Origin of the sequence: Actinokineospora auranticolor, from assembly GCF_002934265.1 — a bacterium.
Classification (GTDB): domain Bacteria; phylum Actinomycetota; class Actinomycetes; order Mycobacteriales; family Pseudonocardiaceae; genus Actinokineospora; species Actinokineospora auranticolor.
Genome location: NZ_PTIX01000038.1, coordinates 26,762 through 42,719 on the forward strand (window position 1 = coordinate 26,762; position 15,958 = coordinate 42,719).

12 protein-coding genes and 1 pseudogene are annotated in these 15,958 nt (G+C 66.7%); 6 read left to right on the plus strand and 7 right to left on the minus strand.

Going from position 1 to position 15,958, the window contains the following annotated elements; genetic code table 11:
• The first annotated feature begins 1 nt into the window (after position 1).
• A complete protein-coding gene (locus CLV40_RS35175; RefSeq protein ID WP_104483354.1) occupies positions 2-478 on the plus strand; it encodes an NUDIX hydrolase in 477 nt (158 codons plus the stop codon).
• On the opposite strand, the gene CLV40_RS35180 is transcribed toward CLV40_RS35175, so the two are convergent.
• Together CLV40_RS35180 and CLV40_RS35185 are read right to left on the minus strand one after the other, a co-directional pair.
• Positions 466-1,041 carry an HD domain-containing protein gene (locus tag CLV40_RS35180; RefSeq protein ID WP_342752334.1) on the minus strand — a complete coding sequence of 192 codons (576 nt, stop codon included), beginning with the start codon at positions 1,039-1,041 and terminating at the stop codon, positions 466-468. The two genes, CLV40_RS35175 and CLV40_RS35180, sit on opposite strands and share 13 nt — an antisense overlap.
• Before the next feature lie 426 nt (positions 1,042-1,467).
• Positions 1,468-2,322 carry a DUF4238 domain-containing protein gene (locus CLV40_RS35185; RefSeq protein WP_181043944.1) on the minus strand — a complete coding sequence of 285 codons (855 nt, stop codon included), beginning with the start codon at positions 2,320-2,322 and terminating at the stop codon, positions 1,468-1,470.
• A 79-nt stretch (positions 2,323-2,401) separates the two neighbouring features.
• On the opposite strand from CLV40_RS35185, the gene CLV40_RS35190 reads away from it, so the two are divergent.
• Positions 2,402-3,262, plus strand: a complete 861-nt coding sequence (locus CLV40_RS35190; RefSeq protein ID WP_245931784.1) for an IS5 family transposase — start codon at positions 2,402-2,404, stop codon at positions 3,260-3,262.
• Between the two features lie 732 nt (positions 3,263-3,994).
• Entirely contained in the window at positions 3,995-8,374 is a 4,380-nt protein-coding gene (locus tag CLV40_RS35195; RefSeq protein WP_104483357.1) for an NACHT domain-containing protein, read from the plus strand.
• 36 nt (positions 8,375-8,410) lie between these two features.
• On the opposite strand, the gene CLV40_RS35200 is transcribed toward CLV40_RS35195, so the two are convergent.
• From CLV40_RS35200 to CLV40_RS40110, 4 genes and pseudogenes are all read right to left on the minus strand, one after another.
• Positions 8,411-9,574 carry a tyrosine-type recombinase/integrase gene (locus CLV40_RS35200; RefSeq protein ID WP_245931785.1) on the minus strand — a complete coding sequence of 388 codons (1,164 nt, stop codon included), beginning with the start codon at positions 9,572-9,574 and terminating at the stop codon, positions 8,411-8,413.
• Between the two features lie 150 nt (positions 9,575-9,724).
• A complete protein-coding gene (locus CLV40_RS35205; protein ID WP_245931786.1) occupies positions 9,725-9,985 on the minus strand; it encodes a helix-turn-helix domain-containing protein in 261 nt (86 codons plus the stop codon).
• Positions 9,986-10,602: 617 nt separating this feature from the next.
• On the minus strand, positions 10,603-10,797 hold the full coding sequence (locus CLV40_RS40105) for a hypothetical protein (RefSeq protein WP_245931789.1): 195 nt from the start codon (positions 10,795-10,797) through the stop codon (positions 10,603-10,605).
• Between the two features lie 220 nt (positions 10,798-11,017).
• Positions 11,018-11,536: pseudogene (locus CLV40_RS40110) on the minus strand (DNA cytosine methyltransferase); the annotation flags it as partial.
• Positions 11,537-11,836: 300 nt separating this feature from the next.
• Here CLV40_RS40110 and CLV40_RS35215 point away from each other — a divergent pair.
• From CLV40_RS35215 to CLV40_RS35225, 3 genes are read left to right on the plus strand one after another with little or no spacing between them, the layout of a single operon-like run.
• Positions 11,837-12,895: a tyrosine-type recombinase/integrase gene (locus CLV40_RS35215; protein ID WP_245931787.1), complete on the plus strand. Its 1,059-nt coding sequence runs from the start codon at positions 11,837-11,839 to the stop codon at positions 12,893-12,895.
• The gene (locus CLV40_RS35220) at positions 12,896-13,225 is read left to right on the plus strand and encodes a helix-turn-helix domain-containing protein (RefSeq protein WP_104483361.1); all 330 of its coding nucleotides are present in this window, start codon (positions 12,896-12,898) and stop codon (positions 13,223-13,225) included.
• Between the two features lie 45 nt (positions 13,226-13,270).
• Positions 13,271-14,917 (plus strand): site-specific integrase, encoded by a 1,647-nt coding sequence (locus tag CLV40_RS35225; RefSeq protein ID WP_219824201.1) that lies wholly within the window; start codon positions 13,271-13,273, stop codon positions 14,915-14,917.
• Here the strand turns inward: CLV40_RS35225 and CLV40_RS35230 are convergent.
• A complete protein-coding gene (locus CLV40_RS35230) occupies positions 14,833-15,936 on the minus strand; it encodes a TRM11 family SAM-dependent methyltransferase (protein WP_104483363.1) in 1,104 nt (367 codons plus the stop codon). The genes CLV40_RS35225 and CLV40_RS35230 overlap by 85 nt on opposite strands.
• Between the last annotated feature and the right edge of the window lie 22 nt (positions 15,937-15,958).

Here is a 15,958-nt window from a genome sequence, read left to right on the forward strand (position 1 = left end):
CATGGCACGAGTCGACTACTTCAACGACCCCACAGCCCCACCGGTGAACAGCGTCGTCCCCTCAGTGACCGTGGCCATCCGCGACGCCGAAGGCCGCATCCTGCTGATCCACAAGATCGACAACGACTTGTGGGCGTTGCCAGGCGGTGGGCACGACCCAGGCGAAAGCATCACCGACACCGCCGTCCGTGAGACCCGCGAAGAGACCGGCCTGGACGTCCGAGTCCTCCGCTTGGTCGGCACCTACACCAACCCCCACCACGTCATCGCCTACGACGACGGCGAGGTCCGCCAACAGTTCTCCCTGTGCTTCGAAGCCGAATGGACCGGCGGCACCCCACGCGAAGACAACACAGAGACCAAGGCCGTCCGCTGGGTCAACTCCGCCGACCTAGACACCCTCAACATCCACCCGTCCATGCGCCTGCGCATCGACCACGCCCTAGATCCCGACCGCACAGCGCCCTACCTAGGCTGACCGGCCCGCATCCTCTCCTCAGTCCGCGCCACCGCAGGCTCAAGGGCATCCCGAGCCATCAGCCAAGCCCGATGCACCGGGTCCCCTGCCGGGTACCGACTCATAATCTCGTCAATCCGCTGGGAATACGTGTACCGCTGACCATCCGGCCCCGTAGTCAAATCGGCCGTAATTAACGCATCCATCACGGGACTGTCTTCCAGCTCGAAAGCCGCCAGCTCAGCCGCCAACCCCCGCTCCGCGGCCTCAAACCGAGCCCCCGAGTGATGCGCCACCAACCCCACCACCCGCACCGGAAACCCAGCATCAGCCAGGTATCGCGCCCCATCCAGCGGGTGAAACCGAGTCACCGCGATCTCCGGCGCATACCCGACGTCATGCAGCCAGGCCGCAGCCACCAACACATCCCCATCCCCACCAACCGCAGGCCGCAACTCCTCCGCCCGCCGCCCCACAGCCTGAACATGCACCCACCGCCGCCCCAACGGCCCCACCAACCGCCGCGCGACTTCCCTAGCCGTCTCAACCAGCCCGCCGCGCTCGTCCATGTGGGTGTTGCTCATGCCCTCACCCTACGACCGCAGCCCCCGCCCTACCGTGCAACTACCTGCTGAACCCGCCTCTATGGGATCAAGGCCGCGCCGCCCACGCGGCGCGGCGCGAGCTGGCCCGCCCGGTCCACCAGTGGTCCACATCCATCGCGCCACGGCGCGGGCTCCCGCTCCGCTCCGCCCGCGCGGGCGCGCGGCGCAGCCTGGCACCGACCCGGGAACGCACCGCACCACGCAGCCGACGCGGCAACCCCAACGAGCACCAGGCCCAAACCGCGGTGGGGATGCTTCCTCTCGCCCCAATCGTCTAACGCTGGAAGGCCGCCATCAAGGGCGCCTACGGCGTCGCTCCGCGATGGAGCAAGCTCCACCCTTGACACCACCCTCCCAGCGCTAGAGATGGCCTGTGCGAGAAAGCGGCCAGGGAGGTCGCATACTTCAGCTTGGCGACTTCAGGGCGCCAGCGACAAACTTGCCCAACCCACTCTGGGGTCGGTAGTAGACATGCCGAAAAGCGATCCGCATCTGCGCATAGTTCAGCAAGTCGACAAAGAACGGCTCGACTTCTTGGTAGAGCGGCTCGTCGGCGACTACCGCGTAACAGTCTCGCGCAATCGGCATCGCAGCACCTTGCGAGTCGCCGATTGCCATCCACAATTCCAATTTGCCTTGTGACGTAAACCGGTAAGTAAACGCTGGCGAGTCTGCAATGACAAACTCGCGAAACGCCGGGACACGAAGGATTTGGAGATCCAGCCTACTAAAAGTGCCGCGTATCCGCTCAAAGGTTTCCTCAACACTCTGCCGCTCCAAAAGGCCACTGTCCATGTAGCCGCGCCAAGGAGCTATATACCTATCGACCACCATATCTAGCGCCTCCCCGCCAGCGGCGACAACCCCATGCGCGCGTCTGAATTCCCGCTGAAGCTCCGCTTGATATTGAGTTACCACCTCCTCTCGCACGTCGACCATCGCTTGCATCACACTCGAATTGTGAATCTTAAGAAATCGCGGAGAGCGGACAAGATGGAGAGCAATGCAGTCTTTGAGAACAGTCGTCAATCGGTGGTCACCGAGGATGCGGTTCTCACGCGCAGCCGATATCGCCTCAGGAAGGTGGTCCTCTACTGTAGTTTTCCAGTGTTCTTCAAGAGATTTAGAGGCATATCGGATGAAGTGAGGAATCTTGCCGCATCCACGGATTCCCCGAGCCTGCATCTCATGGGCAAGCTTCATGTCAAAAGGGACTAGCTGGTTATGCGCTTTACCAACCTTGGAAGCAAACCGTTTCAAGATGACCTTAGAGCGTGTTTGAGATCTTGGTCGGCGTGGCTGCTTGATCTTGTCCGGGTGGTCGGTCAGGGTGGGTGGGGTGGCGCGTGTGCAGCGGTATCCGTCGGATCTGTCCGATGCCGAGTGGGCGGTCGTGGAGCCGTTGTTACCGGCGCCGTCGGCGCATCCGCGTGGTGGTCGGCGCGAGAAGCATCCGCGTCGGGAGATCGTGGACGCGATCCTCTATGTGGTGCGCACGGGCTGTGCGTGGCGGGCGTTGCCCGTGGATTTCCCGCCGTGGGAGACGGTGTACTGGTACTTCACCAGGTGGGAACAGCAGAAGCTGACCTTCCGCATGGTCGACGCCCTGCGCGCGATGGTCCGCCAGGAAGCGGGTCGTGACCCGGAGCCGAGCGCGGGGTTGATGGACTCCCAATCGGTCAAGGGCTCCGACACCGTCGGTGTCGACACCCGCGGCTACGACGCGGGCAAGAAGGTCAACGGCCGCAAGCGGTTCATCGTGACCGACACCCTCGGCCTGCTGCTGGTGGCGCTGGTGCTGCCCGCGAGTGTGCAGGACCGCGACGGCGGCAGAAAGCTCATGCTGGAACTGCGCCACCGCCAGATCATGGCCAAGGCGACTCGTCGTGTCCGACACCTGTTCGCCGACGCCGGCTTCGCCGGCGCCTTCGTCGACTGGGCCCGCACACTGCGGACCACGATCGAGATCGTCCGCAAACCCGCAGATCAGAAAGGATTCGCGGTCATCCCCAGACGCTGGGCCGTCGAACGCACCTTCGCCTGGCTCACCGCACACCGACGCCTCGCCCGCGACCACGAACGCCACCCCGCCACCTCCGAGGCCATCATCCGCTGGGCCGCCATCACCACCATGACCCGCCGCATCACCCGCGGACACGCCGCCACCCGACCCGGACCACGCCCACTCGCCACCACCTAAAGATCTCAAACACGCTCTTAGACACGATATGTTGATCGGTGACCAAGTCATCCGCCAGTTGCGCCAAGCTCTGTCGGCGTCTCTCACTCTCCTCCGCAGAGGGCAGGGGCGGGAACTCCCATCGGGCCATGACCCAGTATGCGCCCCGAGAACGGGCGAGACCGACAGGTCAACGCGGTGTGTCATGGGGACCATTTGGGGACCGCACGTCATGCGCGGCCAGGCACGACAGGTGTTCACTTGACCGGTAGGTGTGGCCATAAACGGGGTCTGACCTGGACAAACAGGTCCCCGACGGCCCTGGGGGTCAAGGGGTCGCAGGTTCGAATCCTGTCAGCCCGACGGTCGAAGAAACACCCGCTGATCTGAGCATATCACCAGGTCAGCGGGTGTTTTTGCGTTTTGGTGTCGATCATGGGGTGACCGTCCACTGTGGTCCTAATAAAGATCGACAAGGCCCGACTGGAGAAAACCTGGAGCGGGCAGGCTCCGGTTTTGACGTAACCCCGTTACGGGGTCGGGTTGATCTTGCATCGCCACCGTGATGTGCGCCACATGCTTGAATCGACGTCGACCGCGGTCAACGTGCCGCCATCGGAGACGTTCGGTGGTGGCCGGTGGTGGGTGCGGTTGGGACCGGGTCGGGAGTCGGGTCGGCTGGTCGTGGTTCTAGGGTGCTGGGTCACGATGACGTGGTCGCTGCCGGGCCGTGGTCGGGGTGGGGAGGACGGGATGCCGCTGCCGGGCGGTGCTGCCGACAAGATGGGCAACCGATTCGAGCGGTGGTGGACTGTTCACCAGCTGATCGAGGTGTTGACGGGGCGAGCGCGGTCGTTGCAGATCGAGGTCCCCGGTCCGCCCGGTACGGGCGCGGAGTTCTGTCTGACCGTTGACGGTGTCCGGGTATGGCATCAGGTGAAGCGGCAGCGTGCGGGTGGGCCGTGGACGGTGGCGGCGTTGGTCGGCGAGGGTGTGGTCGCGCCGTGGTGGGACAAGATCCTCGATGGTGGACGGTGCGTGTTCGTATCCGCGACCAGTGCCGATGAATTGCGCGAGTTGGTCGAGCGCGCCTCCGCGGCCGAGTCGTGGGAGGTCTTCGACGCGGAGTTCCTCGACGCCCAACAACACCGCACGGTATTTCAGCGGCTGCGCGACGCCTGGAGCAAGCCGCCTTCATCGGATGCGTTCAAGGCACTCGAGCACATCGACGTCGCGACCATCGGCGAACCTGAACTGATCGCGCTGGTCGAAGCGCGCCTGGAGGTGCTGTTCGAGCACCCACAGCGTGTCGCGGACTCGTTGGGGCGACTGATCGACGAATCGGTCCATCACACCCTCACCGCCGAGCGGGTATGGACATGGCTGGCAGAACGGGGTGTGCATCGTCGGGACGTGGCGGACACGGCCGTGGTGGCCGACTGGGTGGCCACGGAAACCACCGCGTTCAAGGATCGCGTCGCCGTGCACCACATCGACGGCGAACGCATCCCCCGCACCGAGACGGTCGCCGCGATCGAGGCGCTGGCCGGCGGGGCCAGGCAGGTGTTGGTCGCGGGATCCGCCGGGAGTGGGAAGAGCGTGATCACCGGCGAGATCGTCGACTCCGCCCGCCGGCGTGGGTGGGCGGTCTTGGCCGTGGCCTTGGACGCCCGGCCCGATGCCGAAGCACCCGTCGCCCTCAGCGGTGAGGTGGTGAGACAGGTCCGCTCCCCGGTCGCGGCGCTGGCCGCCGCGGCACAGGACGGTGTGGGGCTGCTGGTGCTCGACCAAGCCGACGCCATCAGCGCCGTGTCCGGCAGGCTCACCGGACGTCGGGCGCTACTCACGGACTGGGTCATCGAGGCACGACGCCACCCCGCCGTGCGGATCGTGATCGCCTGCCGAGAGTTCGACCTCGACCATGACTCCGAGCTACGCGCCCTGGCCCAGGGACGCGGTACCAGGACCGTGACCGTGGACCGCCTGGACGCGGCGGTTGTCCGCGACGTTCTGTCCACGGTAGACGCAAGACGCGAAGCACCGCCGGACCTTGTCGACCTCTTGGCTCATCCTCTCGCGCTGACCGTCTACGTCGAACTGGTCCGAGCCGGCGACAGTGGCGCACGGGACGCCCGTGATCTGAACGATCTCTGGGAACGCTACTGGCGATTGAAGAAGAGAGTCTACGAAGCCAAGCGCGGTACCGAGGACTGGCAGTCGACCATCGAGTTCCTCGTGGATCACATGTCGCGCGCGCAGACTCTCGAAGTGCCCATCGGGCGACTCCTGGACCACGAGGACCAGATCGCACTGTTGGTGTCGGAAGGGATGTTGAGACGTGACACAGAACGGCACGTGTCGTTCTTCCACGAGACCCTCTTCGACTACTGCGCCGCCCGGGTTTTCGTCTCACGCGGAGGCACACTCCACAGACTGCTGATCGACGACGAGCAGCGCCTGTTCCGCAGGTTCCAAGTACGCGCCATCCTGACCTACCTACGCACCGCCGACCCCCGCGCCTACAGTCGCGAGTTGGCCTGGCTGCTCAGCTCAAGCAGAGTCAGAAACCACGTCAAGGCCATCGCGCTCGCCTTACCACAGGTAGTCCCGAACCCCCGTAGCGACGAGTGGGACCTACTCGCCCCGATCGCGACCGACGTCGAACACCCGCTCTGTCAACACGTCTGGCGGGCGGTGCGCGCCAACCCGGCCTGGTTCCCCGTCATCGACGCCGCCGGTACCTGGCGGGCCTGTCTGCGGTCACCCCATGCCGGACTGGTCGACCAGGCCATCTCGGCGATGAGCGGAATGACCACGGCGCACAACGACCAGGTCGCACGCCTGATCCAGTACCTCCCGTACGATGACCGCCGACCGGCCCGACTGCGGGTGCTGTTGAACTCCGCAGATATCCAGGAAGGTAGCCAACTCGAGAAGTTGGCGGTCGAAGCGACCATCACCGGGGTACACGACGGCCACGAATCCCAACAGTGGTTCCTGGTTCGACGGGTGATGCAAGAGTCGGCCGTATCGGCGATCCGACTCGTCGCCGCGATGTTTGCCTTCGAGCTCACGGCATCACAGGACCACCCACTCAACAGTTTAGGCCTCTTGAGCATCGACCACCGCACTTCCGGCGTCCGCGAGCTCCTTCGCTCCCTCGCCGTGACCGCATCACATCCGTTCGCCCAACAGTTCCTTCCCCATCTCGCACGAGCGATGACGCGCAACGATCACAGGAGCGAGTCCGACGCCATCCGAGGTCTACCCCGGACACGTCGCCTGCGGGGCCTGGGCATCTCCATGGCCGACAGTGTTCTGAACGCGACCTGCCTGGCTCTTCAGACCTTGGCTGGCATCGACCACCACGCTGTTCGCGATTTGGTCACGCCGCTACGTTCCTGCGATCATGGGATCGCCCAACTGTTGGTAGCGCACAGTTATATGGCCGCTCCGGAGCAGTTCGCCGACGAGGCCGCTGAGTGGATCATAGTCCAGCCGACGATCCTCGACCTGGGACCAAGCAGCGATGATTCCCGTCCTGTCGCACGGCGGTTGCTCGAAGCGATCAGCCCGTTCTGCTCACAATCGCGGTTCGAGCGACTGGCTGCCACCATCCTGGCCTACAAGGCTCCTGACGCCGTCGACGATGGTCGCGACCGCGTCCAGTTGGAGCTGTTGAATGCTCTCCCGCCCGACCGGATCTCCCCCGAGGTCGGGCAACGTCTGACTGGACTTCGTTGCGCGCTTGGGATCGAGGATTTCTCCTATCATCCGATGATGACCGTGTTGCCGGTCGTGTCACCGATCAGCGAGACCGACGCCCGCGCGATGACCGATCCTCAATGGATCGACGCGATCGAGAAGTACGACGGTGGAGGCCATCCGCACTACCTACACGCCGATGGAGCCGTCACCGGAGGTGCCGCAGAACTCGCCCAGGTACTGGAAACCATCACCCGCGAACAGCCGCAACGATTCGCCGAGTTCATGCTGTGCCTTCCCTTGAGCGTATCGAGTCTCTACGTCAACGCGATCGTGTCGGGCCTTGCCGACTCACACCTCGACCTCGACCTGCTCGAGGCGGTCTGCCAACGCGCCCGGGTCACAGACGATACCCGCACGCAGAGCAAGATCATCGCCTTGGTCGAAGCACAGTCCCACCGCCCGCTAACGGAGCCGATCCTGGCCCTCCTGCACACTTTCGCCAACAGCAAGGTCAGCGGTCCGACCACACGTGCCGAGGTCGCCGGAACCATGGCGACGATGATCCATCGCGACAACACCCTTCTCCCACGCCTCACAGGTCTGCTTACCTCGCTCAGCAACGACGAGAACCCAAATGTCAGCGAGATGGTCATCCACACCCTGGTCACTGTGCTCGACCACGCACCGGACCTCGCATTCGAACTATTTCGCAGCGTCACCGAAAAGCAGCTCGCAGCGCACCCGTCACTCGAACGGTTCCTGAACCGCGCCATCCAACTGGAACGGTACGACGACGTCGTACACCTGATCGAAACCCTCCATCGCCATAGCGAGCCGAAGGCACGCCTGATCGCTGTCCGTGCCACCACCTTCGCTTCCTACTGGCGGCCCGATCTTGATGCCTACGTGGACGCGCTACTCGGCGACGGTGATGTCGACACACGCGAGACCGTGACGCAAATAGCGGCCCACAACGTGACCACGACGCACCGGCAGGACCGCACGCAGACGATCCTGATCCGCGCATTCGAAGACCCGGCTCCCGAGGTACAGAACGCCGCCGCATACAGCCTGTTCAACCTGGAAAACGAACAACTCGGCGAGTACGACACCCTTCTGATCGCCTACAGTCAGAGCAAGGTGTTCGATCGGCACACGAACAGCACCGTCTTCCACATGTTCACCCAGGCGCGCCACTCGCTACCTCGCAGGGTGATCGACCTCTGCTACGAGTTCTTCAGGCGACACGAAGCAAAGTCTCTCGACACGCTTGACGCAGTCCACTATCTCTTTCCTCTGATACTGCGACTGCTTTTCGAACACCCCGAACCACCCCTGCAGACCAATTGCCTCGACTTGTTGGACAAACTGGTTCTGATCGACGTCTTCCAAGCCAACCAAGAACTCGACAAATCCACACGGTAGACCACGAACCCGACCACAAACCCGAAGCGCCAGACGCTACGCCGCCGCCAGTTGCAGGAGAGGGGTGTCAAGCGCTGTCTCGTGGGTGGCGAGTTCGGTGAGGGTGGCGAGGGCGGTGTCCCAGCGGTGTTGGAGGTTGGTGAGGAGTCTGGCTTCGACTTCGGGGGCGACGTGGCTGTAGATGTCTTGGATTTTGTCGGGGACGCGGTGGCCGAGGCGGCGGGCTTGGGCTACTTCGGGGATGCCGTCGGCGATCATCCAGGTTTTGTGGCTGTGGCGTAGGCCGTGGAAGGTGAGGCCGGGTTGGACCGGAGGCAGGTGGAGTCGGTGGCGTGGGCGGTCGAGGGTGCCGTCGGCGGCGGGTCTCATGACGCGGCGGGAGAAGTTGGAGCGGCGGGGGTGTTCGTGTTCGAGGCTGAGGAACACGAACGGGTCGCTGTGGGTGGCCAGTTGGTGGCCGAGCAGGGTGGTGAGGAACGGCGGCAGGGTGATGGTGCGGGCGGATTCGGCGGTTTTGGGTGGGCCGAGTTCGAACCGGCCGCCGAGTTCGAGGAGTGCGCCGGTGTCGGGGTCGATGGTGAGGGTGCCGCGTGCGAGGTCGAGGTTGGGGCGTCGCAGGCCGAGCAGTTCTCCCCAGCGGGCGCCGGTCCAGGCGCCGGTGATGATCAGTACGCCCGCCCACACGCCGCCGAGGGCGGCGGCGTGCAGGGCGACGCGGAGTGCTTTCTCCGGCGTGGTCCAGACGCGTTCGGGGGTGCGTTCGTGGCGGCGGCGTCCTCGGCGGTTGGGGCGGACGGGGTTGGCGATGATGAGGCGTTCGTCGGCGGCGTCGGCGAGCATCATGGTCAGGAGTTTCACCATGGTGGAGGTGGTGGATCGGGCGTAGCCCTCGGCGCGTTTCTTCTTCGCCCACGCGGTGACGGCGATCCCGGTGATCGCCGAGAGCGCGCTGGCTCCCCAGCGGGGTTCGATGTGGTTGCGCAACAGGCTCCGGTACTGGGCGGTGGTGTTGGGTGCGACGTCAAGCGCGTCGAACCACGGCACCGCCCACTCCGCGAGGGTGATGCGGCCCGCTGCCGGGTCGTGGAAGGTGCCGCGACGCTGGTCGGCGTTGATCTCCTCGGCCCGATCCCGCGCCGCGGTTTTGGTGGGGAATCCCGAGATCGACCCGAGTGTGCCGTCATCGGTGAAATACCGCACCCGCCACGAGTTATTTCCACATTTCTCCGCGTAGGCCATACTCCACCTTCTGCCGTGCCTGATGTTTGACGGACATATGGACGCTCCGTGCCCGTCAAATGTCAATCACGGTGTCCAAAGACATGTGTCGGTGTGCGCGAGGTCCGTGGATTACCTCGCGGGTTTTCCGGTCGCGGCCGCGGCGGTGATGGCGATGATGTCGTCACGGCTGAAGCGCAGGTGTTTGCCGACGTATCGGCACGGGATGGCGCGGGCGGCGGCTTTGCGGCGCAGCCAGGACGGGCGCACCTGGAGGATGGCCGCGGCCTGCTCGGCGGTGAACAGCAGTAAAGGGTCGACGGCCGGTTCGGGTGGCGGGTGTTCTGGCTGCCGGGTGCGGTGCGGCGTCGTCTGCGGGCGAGAGCGAGCCACGGACAGGCGGTGAGGGCGAGACACGACGACCTCCTGAGACATGAGGCGAACGGGAGCGCAACGTGGACGACGACCGGCGCGGTGGCGGGTGGACTTACGCCATACCCGCCACCGCGTCGTGTCCGTGCGGACGTTGTCCGGTGTGGAGCGCTAGGTTGCGGCATTGCCCGTTCGACGAGTTCCCGGACCTTGCCGTGGGCAACGGGAGCGGGGATCCGCCTGACGACCCGGTCGACATCCACCCGCAGAAGATCTACGAGTTCGACGTCGGCGCGTGGGAATGGTTGTCCACCGTGGGGGCGTGCCACAGCACAGGTTGGTGAAGTCGGCTAGCAACAGACTGACCGCGTGGGCGGCTTGGTGGGGGACGACGCCGTTGCCCAGCGCGCGCAGCTGTGCGGTGCGGGGCAACGGGAGATCGGTGACCCACCCCGCGGGCAGCCCCATCAGGTGTTCGACGAACACGGGCGCGAGCACCGGTTTGCCGTGACTGCCGGGTTGGGTGGGGTGCGGTGTCGGGCGGCCGAGCACCTGTTCCCATCGCCGGATCGCGGTGCCGTAAGCGCCCCAGTCCATCGCCCCGGGCGGGATGTCCGCGCGCGCCCCGGTCGCTGGGGCTAGGTGCCGGGGTCGGTGCTCTGGTTGTCCGGGGTGAGGAGCCGGATGATCGCCGAGGGCAGCATCAAGTCGCCTTTGGAACCGCGTTGGGCCGGGCAGCCCTTGGTGCCGTCCGTGGCACGAGGGGTCGGCAGGAACGTCTCCGGTGTCGCCGGCGGGAGTACCTGTTGGGACAGTGGCGGTCGGTATCCCATTCCCGCTCCGCGCCCGGCATTCCCGGTGTCCGAGGCTCGGGGTGTTGGCAGCAGCCGGGCCTCGTCGGACAGTGTGGGGCCGCCGGTCTGGGTGCGGTGGGTGCAACCCTTCGCGTCCGAAGCGGTCGGGGTCGGCAGCAACGTCTCCGGTGCCGCGTGGCCAGGCGAGCACGAACACCCTTTCGCGGCGGTGGGCGGCGCCGATGTCGGAGGCGCGGACGCTACGCCAGAGCGCGTCATACCCCGCTTCGGCCAGGTCGCCGAGTACACGGTGGAGTCCTCCGCCTGCCCAGCGAAGCGCGGCGACGTTCTCCACCAGGACGAGCGTGGGTCGTAGTAGGCGAACGGCCGCCATGATGTGGGTCCAGAGTCCACTGCGTGCTCCTTTCTCGATGCCCGCGCGTTTCCCGGCGGCGGAGATGTCCTGGCAGGGGAACCCGGCGGTGAGCACGTCCACCGGCTCCACGACCGACCAGTCCACCGAACGCACGTCGCCGAGATTCGGCACGTCCGGCATCCGGGCGGCAAGGATTCGGGTGACGTGCGGGTCGGGGTCGGCGACCCAGGCGAGCCGTCCGCCGAGCACGGCCAGCACTCCCAGGTCCAGGCCACCGGCACCGGTGCACAACGACCCGACGACAGGACCGACCTCGCCCCCGACCCGGGTCCTTGGCCCGGGTCGGGTGGGCGGGTTCGTTGCCGTGGTGGCGCGCTCCGAGCGGTTCACGCCGGTACTCATGCCCACCGGGACCGTGTGTCGGGCGTCGCCTTGGCAGCCGGGGTCGAGGGCGCCCGAACATCGTCGGGCGTGTCCGCCGCGGCGGTGTCGGCGGTGTTGGTGTGTGGGACATCCCCTGAGTTCGTTCGTCCGACGACGCTGCCCAGACAGGACTCTGTGGCCTGGACCTGCGCGATGCGGTGAGCCGAAGGGCCTGAAGGGCAAGTTGACGAGATTTCAGAATTCATGAAACGATTCCAATCCGAGTGAAGGTCCTTCGGGCAGGGTGAAGCCAAGGGGTGCGGGTTGGGCTTGTCAGCTGTGCGTGACCTGCGCGAGGCGCGAGCGCTGGCGAGTGCCGAGGAACTTGAGGACTTCGAGATCGACGCGTTGGCGGGGTTCGTGCTCACGAGGGCGTCGGCAGGGTTGGCCGACGGCACGATCCGCGGCGAGGTCAGCAACCTCGGACAGGTGCGTGACTGGTTCGGACGGCCGCTGTGGGAGATGGAGCCTGCCGACGCCGACGCGTATTTCGGACGGGTCTTGCGGCAGGCGGCCAAGGGGACACGGCACGCGCGGGCGGCGGCGTTGACGACGTACTTCGGGTTCCTCGAAGCCCGGCACGCGGTGCAGTTGCATGCGATGACCGGGCGGGTCGTGACGTGTCCGGTCGATGAGATGAACCGACCCAAGGGCCGCAAGGACGCACGGCTGCGGATACCGCCGCAGGCCGGGGAGATCGAAAAATTCTTCGGCGGATGGGCTGCGGAGTTGACCGTGTGCCGCAAGTTCGCGCCGACCGCCCGCAACTACGCGGCGGCCAGGCTGATGGCCGAGATCGGGTTGCGGGCAGGCGAGGTCCGTCAGCTGGACCTGGCCGACGTGCGGTGGGAATTGGGCCGGTTCGGCAAGATCCATGTGCGCCACGGCAAAGGCGCGCGGGGCTCCGGGCCGCGGGAGCGCATGGTCCCTCTGATCAACAGCGCGGGCCGGACGTTGAAGTGGTACATCGAAGACGTGTGGGGCCTGTTCGACGACGACCACGAACGACCGGGCGCGCCGCTGTTCCCCTCCGAACGCCGCGCCGGCGACTCCGGTGCCCGTCGCCTGGGCGCCGACACCCTGCGCGCCGCGGTGGGTGTCGCGACACGAGCTCACCTGCCAGGCTGGGAGGGCAGACTCACCCCGCACGTGTTGCGGCACTTCTGCGCATCGCAGCTGTACCTCAACGGGATGGACCTGATCGCGATCCAGGAGACCCTGGGCCACTCGTGGATCGCCACCACGATGCGCTACGTCCACGTACACCGCGAGCATGCCGAGCAGGCGTGGGAGACCGGCCAGCAGCGCGCGGCACGACGGGTGGAAGGACTGATCTGAGTGCGGTGGAACCTGCGCCTCGCGGCGGCCAACCGCGGTATCTGGAAGGCATCGGAACTGCAGCGCGGCTTGGCCGAGCACGGCCTGGTGATCTCTCTGGGCAAGATGTCGAATCTGTGGTCGGGCCAGCCGGTCTCGCTCAAACTCGACGATCTCGACGTCATCTGCGTCGTGCTGGGCTGCGAGATCGGTGATCTGCTCACGCCGGAACCGGACAAGGTCGCCCGCCCGCAGGACACCGGTGACCAGGACGTGGCGGAAGCCTCGGCGCCGCGCCCGATGAGGGTCGTTCCCCGCCGCCGCGACGGCCGTTCCCTGCCCCCGGCCTGATCGATGGTGCGTCGAGACGGGACCGGGCCCAGGATCGCCCGGTCGGTGACCGGCTGCGCCGAGTGCCTGGCGTGGGGCCTGACCCACGCGCGCGGGGTGTGCCTGGCCTGCTACAACTTCTCCGCGCCCGGATTCGGTCACCGCCTCGGAGACTGCGGCGCCTGCGCGCGTCGGGTCCCGTTGAAGGACGGGTACTGCCGGTTGTGCTGGTGCGAGGCACGCGAAGACCGTGTCGATGCCGCCGCCGACGCCCGCTCGGCGGTGGTGATCGCGCCGCACCTGCCCGGCGTCCGCTGTCACCAGTTGTTCCTGGCAGGCATGACCCGACGCCGCGCCGCGCCCCGCACGACCCCGCGTCGCCCTGGCGCGAAAGGCCGCCCGCTCAAGGCCCCGCCGACGCCGACGGCTCGACCCGACAGACGCTGGACACAACTGACGCTGTTCCCCGACACGGCCCTCGTCCGCGACTACACCGCCGCCGCTGTCGATCTGCGCCGCGGTCCCGCTCCGGACAACCCGTGGCTGGCATGGGCGCTGCACGTCGCCCACACCACGGCCGAGGCCCGTGGATGGGCGCCGGACACGAGACGGGGGATGCAGCGCACCCTGGTCACCCTGTTGGCCGGTCACCACGACAGCGACCGGATCCGCGCCACCGACGTGCGCATCGTCGCGTCGGGCCACAGCGTGAACGTCGACTACGCCGCCGAGATCCTCGATGTGATGGGCGTTCTCGCCGAGGATCGGCCGCACGTCTTCGACACCTGGCTCGCCGTCAAACTCGACGGGATGACGCTCGCCATCGGACGCGAGGTGGGCCGGTGGGCTCATGTCCTGCACGACGGCGGCCCGCGCACCCTGCCCCGCAAACCCGACACGATCCGCACCTATCTGCGGGTCATGCGCCCGGCCCTGTTGGACTGGTCGTCCCGCTACGACCATCTGCGCGAGGTGACCCGCGACGACGTCCTGGCCTACCTCCGCCGGTTGCGTGGAGAACCTCGCTCGAGTGCCGCGACCGCGCTGCGGTCGCTGTTCTCCTGGGCCAGGCGCAGTGGTGTCATCTTCCGCAATCCCGCGACCCGGATCACCACGGGCAGGCGAGAACACGTGCTCTGGCAACCACTGTCCAGCGAGGACATCACCGAAGCAGTCGCCATGGCCACCACACCGCAAGCCCGGGTGCTCATCGCGATGGCCGCCGTGCACGCCGCTCGACCGCATCAGATCCGAGCCATGCGACTGCACGACGTCGACCTCGCGGATCGGCATCTGACCATCGGCGGACGGCGACGGCCGCTCGACCACCTCACCCACACCGTCCTGCGTGACTGGCTGACCCACCGCGCGCAACGCTGGCCAGCCACCGCGAACCCGCACTTGTTGATCAGCAAGGAAAGCGCATTGCGGTACGGACCGGTCAGTGCCGTGTGGATGCGAGAGCTTCGTGGCCTGACCGCGAACCTCGAACGGCTGCGCATCGACCGGCAGCTCGAGGAAGCGATGACCACCGGACCCGATCCGCTGCACCTGGCCATGCTCTTCGGCATCTCCGAGACGACCGCGATCCGCTACGCCAACAACGCCCGGCAGCTCCTCGAGACTCCTCACGAAGCCACCGCCTCGACTTCACCCGGAACCCGAGCGTCCGTGTGGCATGCTGACCGCAACAGGCCCTTGGGTTCCCGCTGAGAACCCTTGAGTTCCCTGGAACGCAAGGGAAACAGGGCGGTGCGGAAGACGAGGACGTCCTCGTGAGCGATCAGGTGCAGCGGCAGTCCGGCTTCGCGTTGCTTGCGGATGAAGTCGCGTTGGAAGAACGAGCCGCGGGCGACGAAGTCGGTCTCGGCGGCGCGGGCGAGCAAGGCGACGTTGCGCTCGACGGGGATCAGTCCGGCGGCGTGTCCGCAGGCGAGGACCTGGGCGGGCAGGTCGATGAGCTCGGAGTGCTCACGCCACGGGCGGATGGTGATGGCGATGTGCCCGCCGGGCTTGAGGAAGGTGCGCAGTCCGAACAGGATCCGAGTGAACCCCGCCAGCAGCCGGTGGTGGCCGACGTTGGCCAGGTTCCCCCTGTCCAACTGGTTGCCGTAGCGGTGGTGGTACTTCTGCACCCCCTCGCCCGGGGCGACGGAGACCTGGCCGTGGGTGGAGGGCCCGTAGGGCGGGGAGGTCACCACCAGTGCCGCTTGTCCGACGTACTCGGGCGGCAGCAGCGTGACCAGTTGGCGGGCGTCGCCCTGGAAGACCCGCGCGTCGTGGGTGACGCCGTCGTCGCGCGCGCCGTCGAGATTCGCTTTCGCAACCTCGACCCAGTGGGGTTCGTACTCCACGCCGACGGCGCGGCGACCGAGGCGGACGGCTTCGACCAGGGTGGTGCCGATGCCGCACATCGGGTCGAGCACCAGGTCGCCGGGCCTCGTGTAGTGGGTGACGGCGTGGCGGACGACCTCCGGCAGCATCTTGGCCGGGTGCGCGGTCGAGGCGGGCGTGTACTTGTGTTTGCGTTGCGCGGCCGGGGACGCCTGCGCGGTGGTCCACACCGACACCGCCCTCGCCGCCTCCCGGGAGTCGGCTCGCGGGGAGCCGTCGGTGCCCGCGGCGGAGGTGTCGACGGCGGCGATGAGGTCGCCCGGGATGGGCTGGGTCGGCTCGTCGTCGAAGCCGGTGACCACGCCCGAGGACGGCGGGTCGGTGGGGGTGTGGGTCATGGGAGGGGTCTCCTGATGGCGG

Bases quoted from the DNA above. Each gene is read 5' to 3' on its own strand.
- CLV40_RS35175 (WP_104483354.1), top strand. From the start codon at position 2: ATGGCACGAGTCGACTACTTCAACGACCCCACAGCCCCACCGGTGAAC.
- CLV40_RS40105 (WP_245931789.1), bottom strand. From the start codon at position 10,797: ATGGGATACCGACCGCCACTGTCCCAACAGGTACTCCCGCCGGCGACA.
- CLV40_RS35180 (WP_342752334.1), bottom strand. From the start codon at position 1,041: ATGAGCAACACCCACATGGACGAGCGCGGCGGGCTGGTTGAGACGGCT.
- CLV40_RS35195 (WP_104483357.1), top strand. From the start codon at position 3,995: ATGCCGCTGCCGGGCGGTGCTGCCGACAAGATGGGCAACCGATTCGAG.
- CLV40_RS35230 (WP_104483363.1), bottom strand. From the start codon at position 15,936: ATGACCCACACCCCCACCGACCCGCCGTCCTCGGGCGTGGTCACCGGC.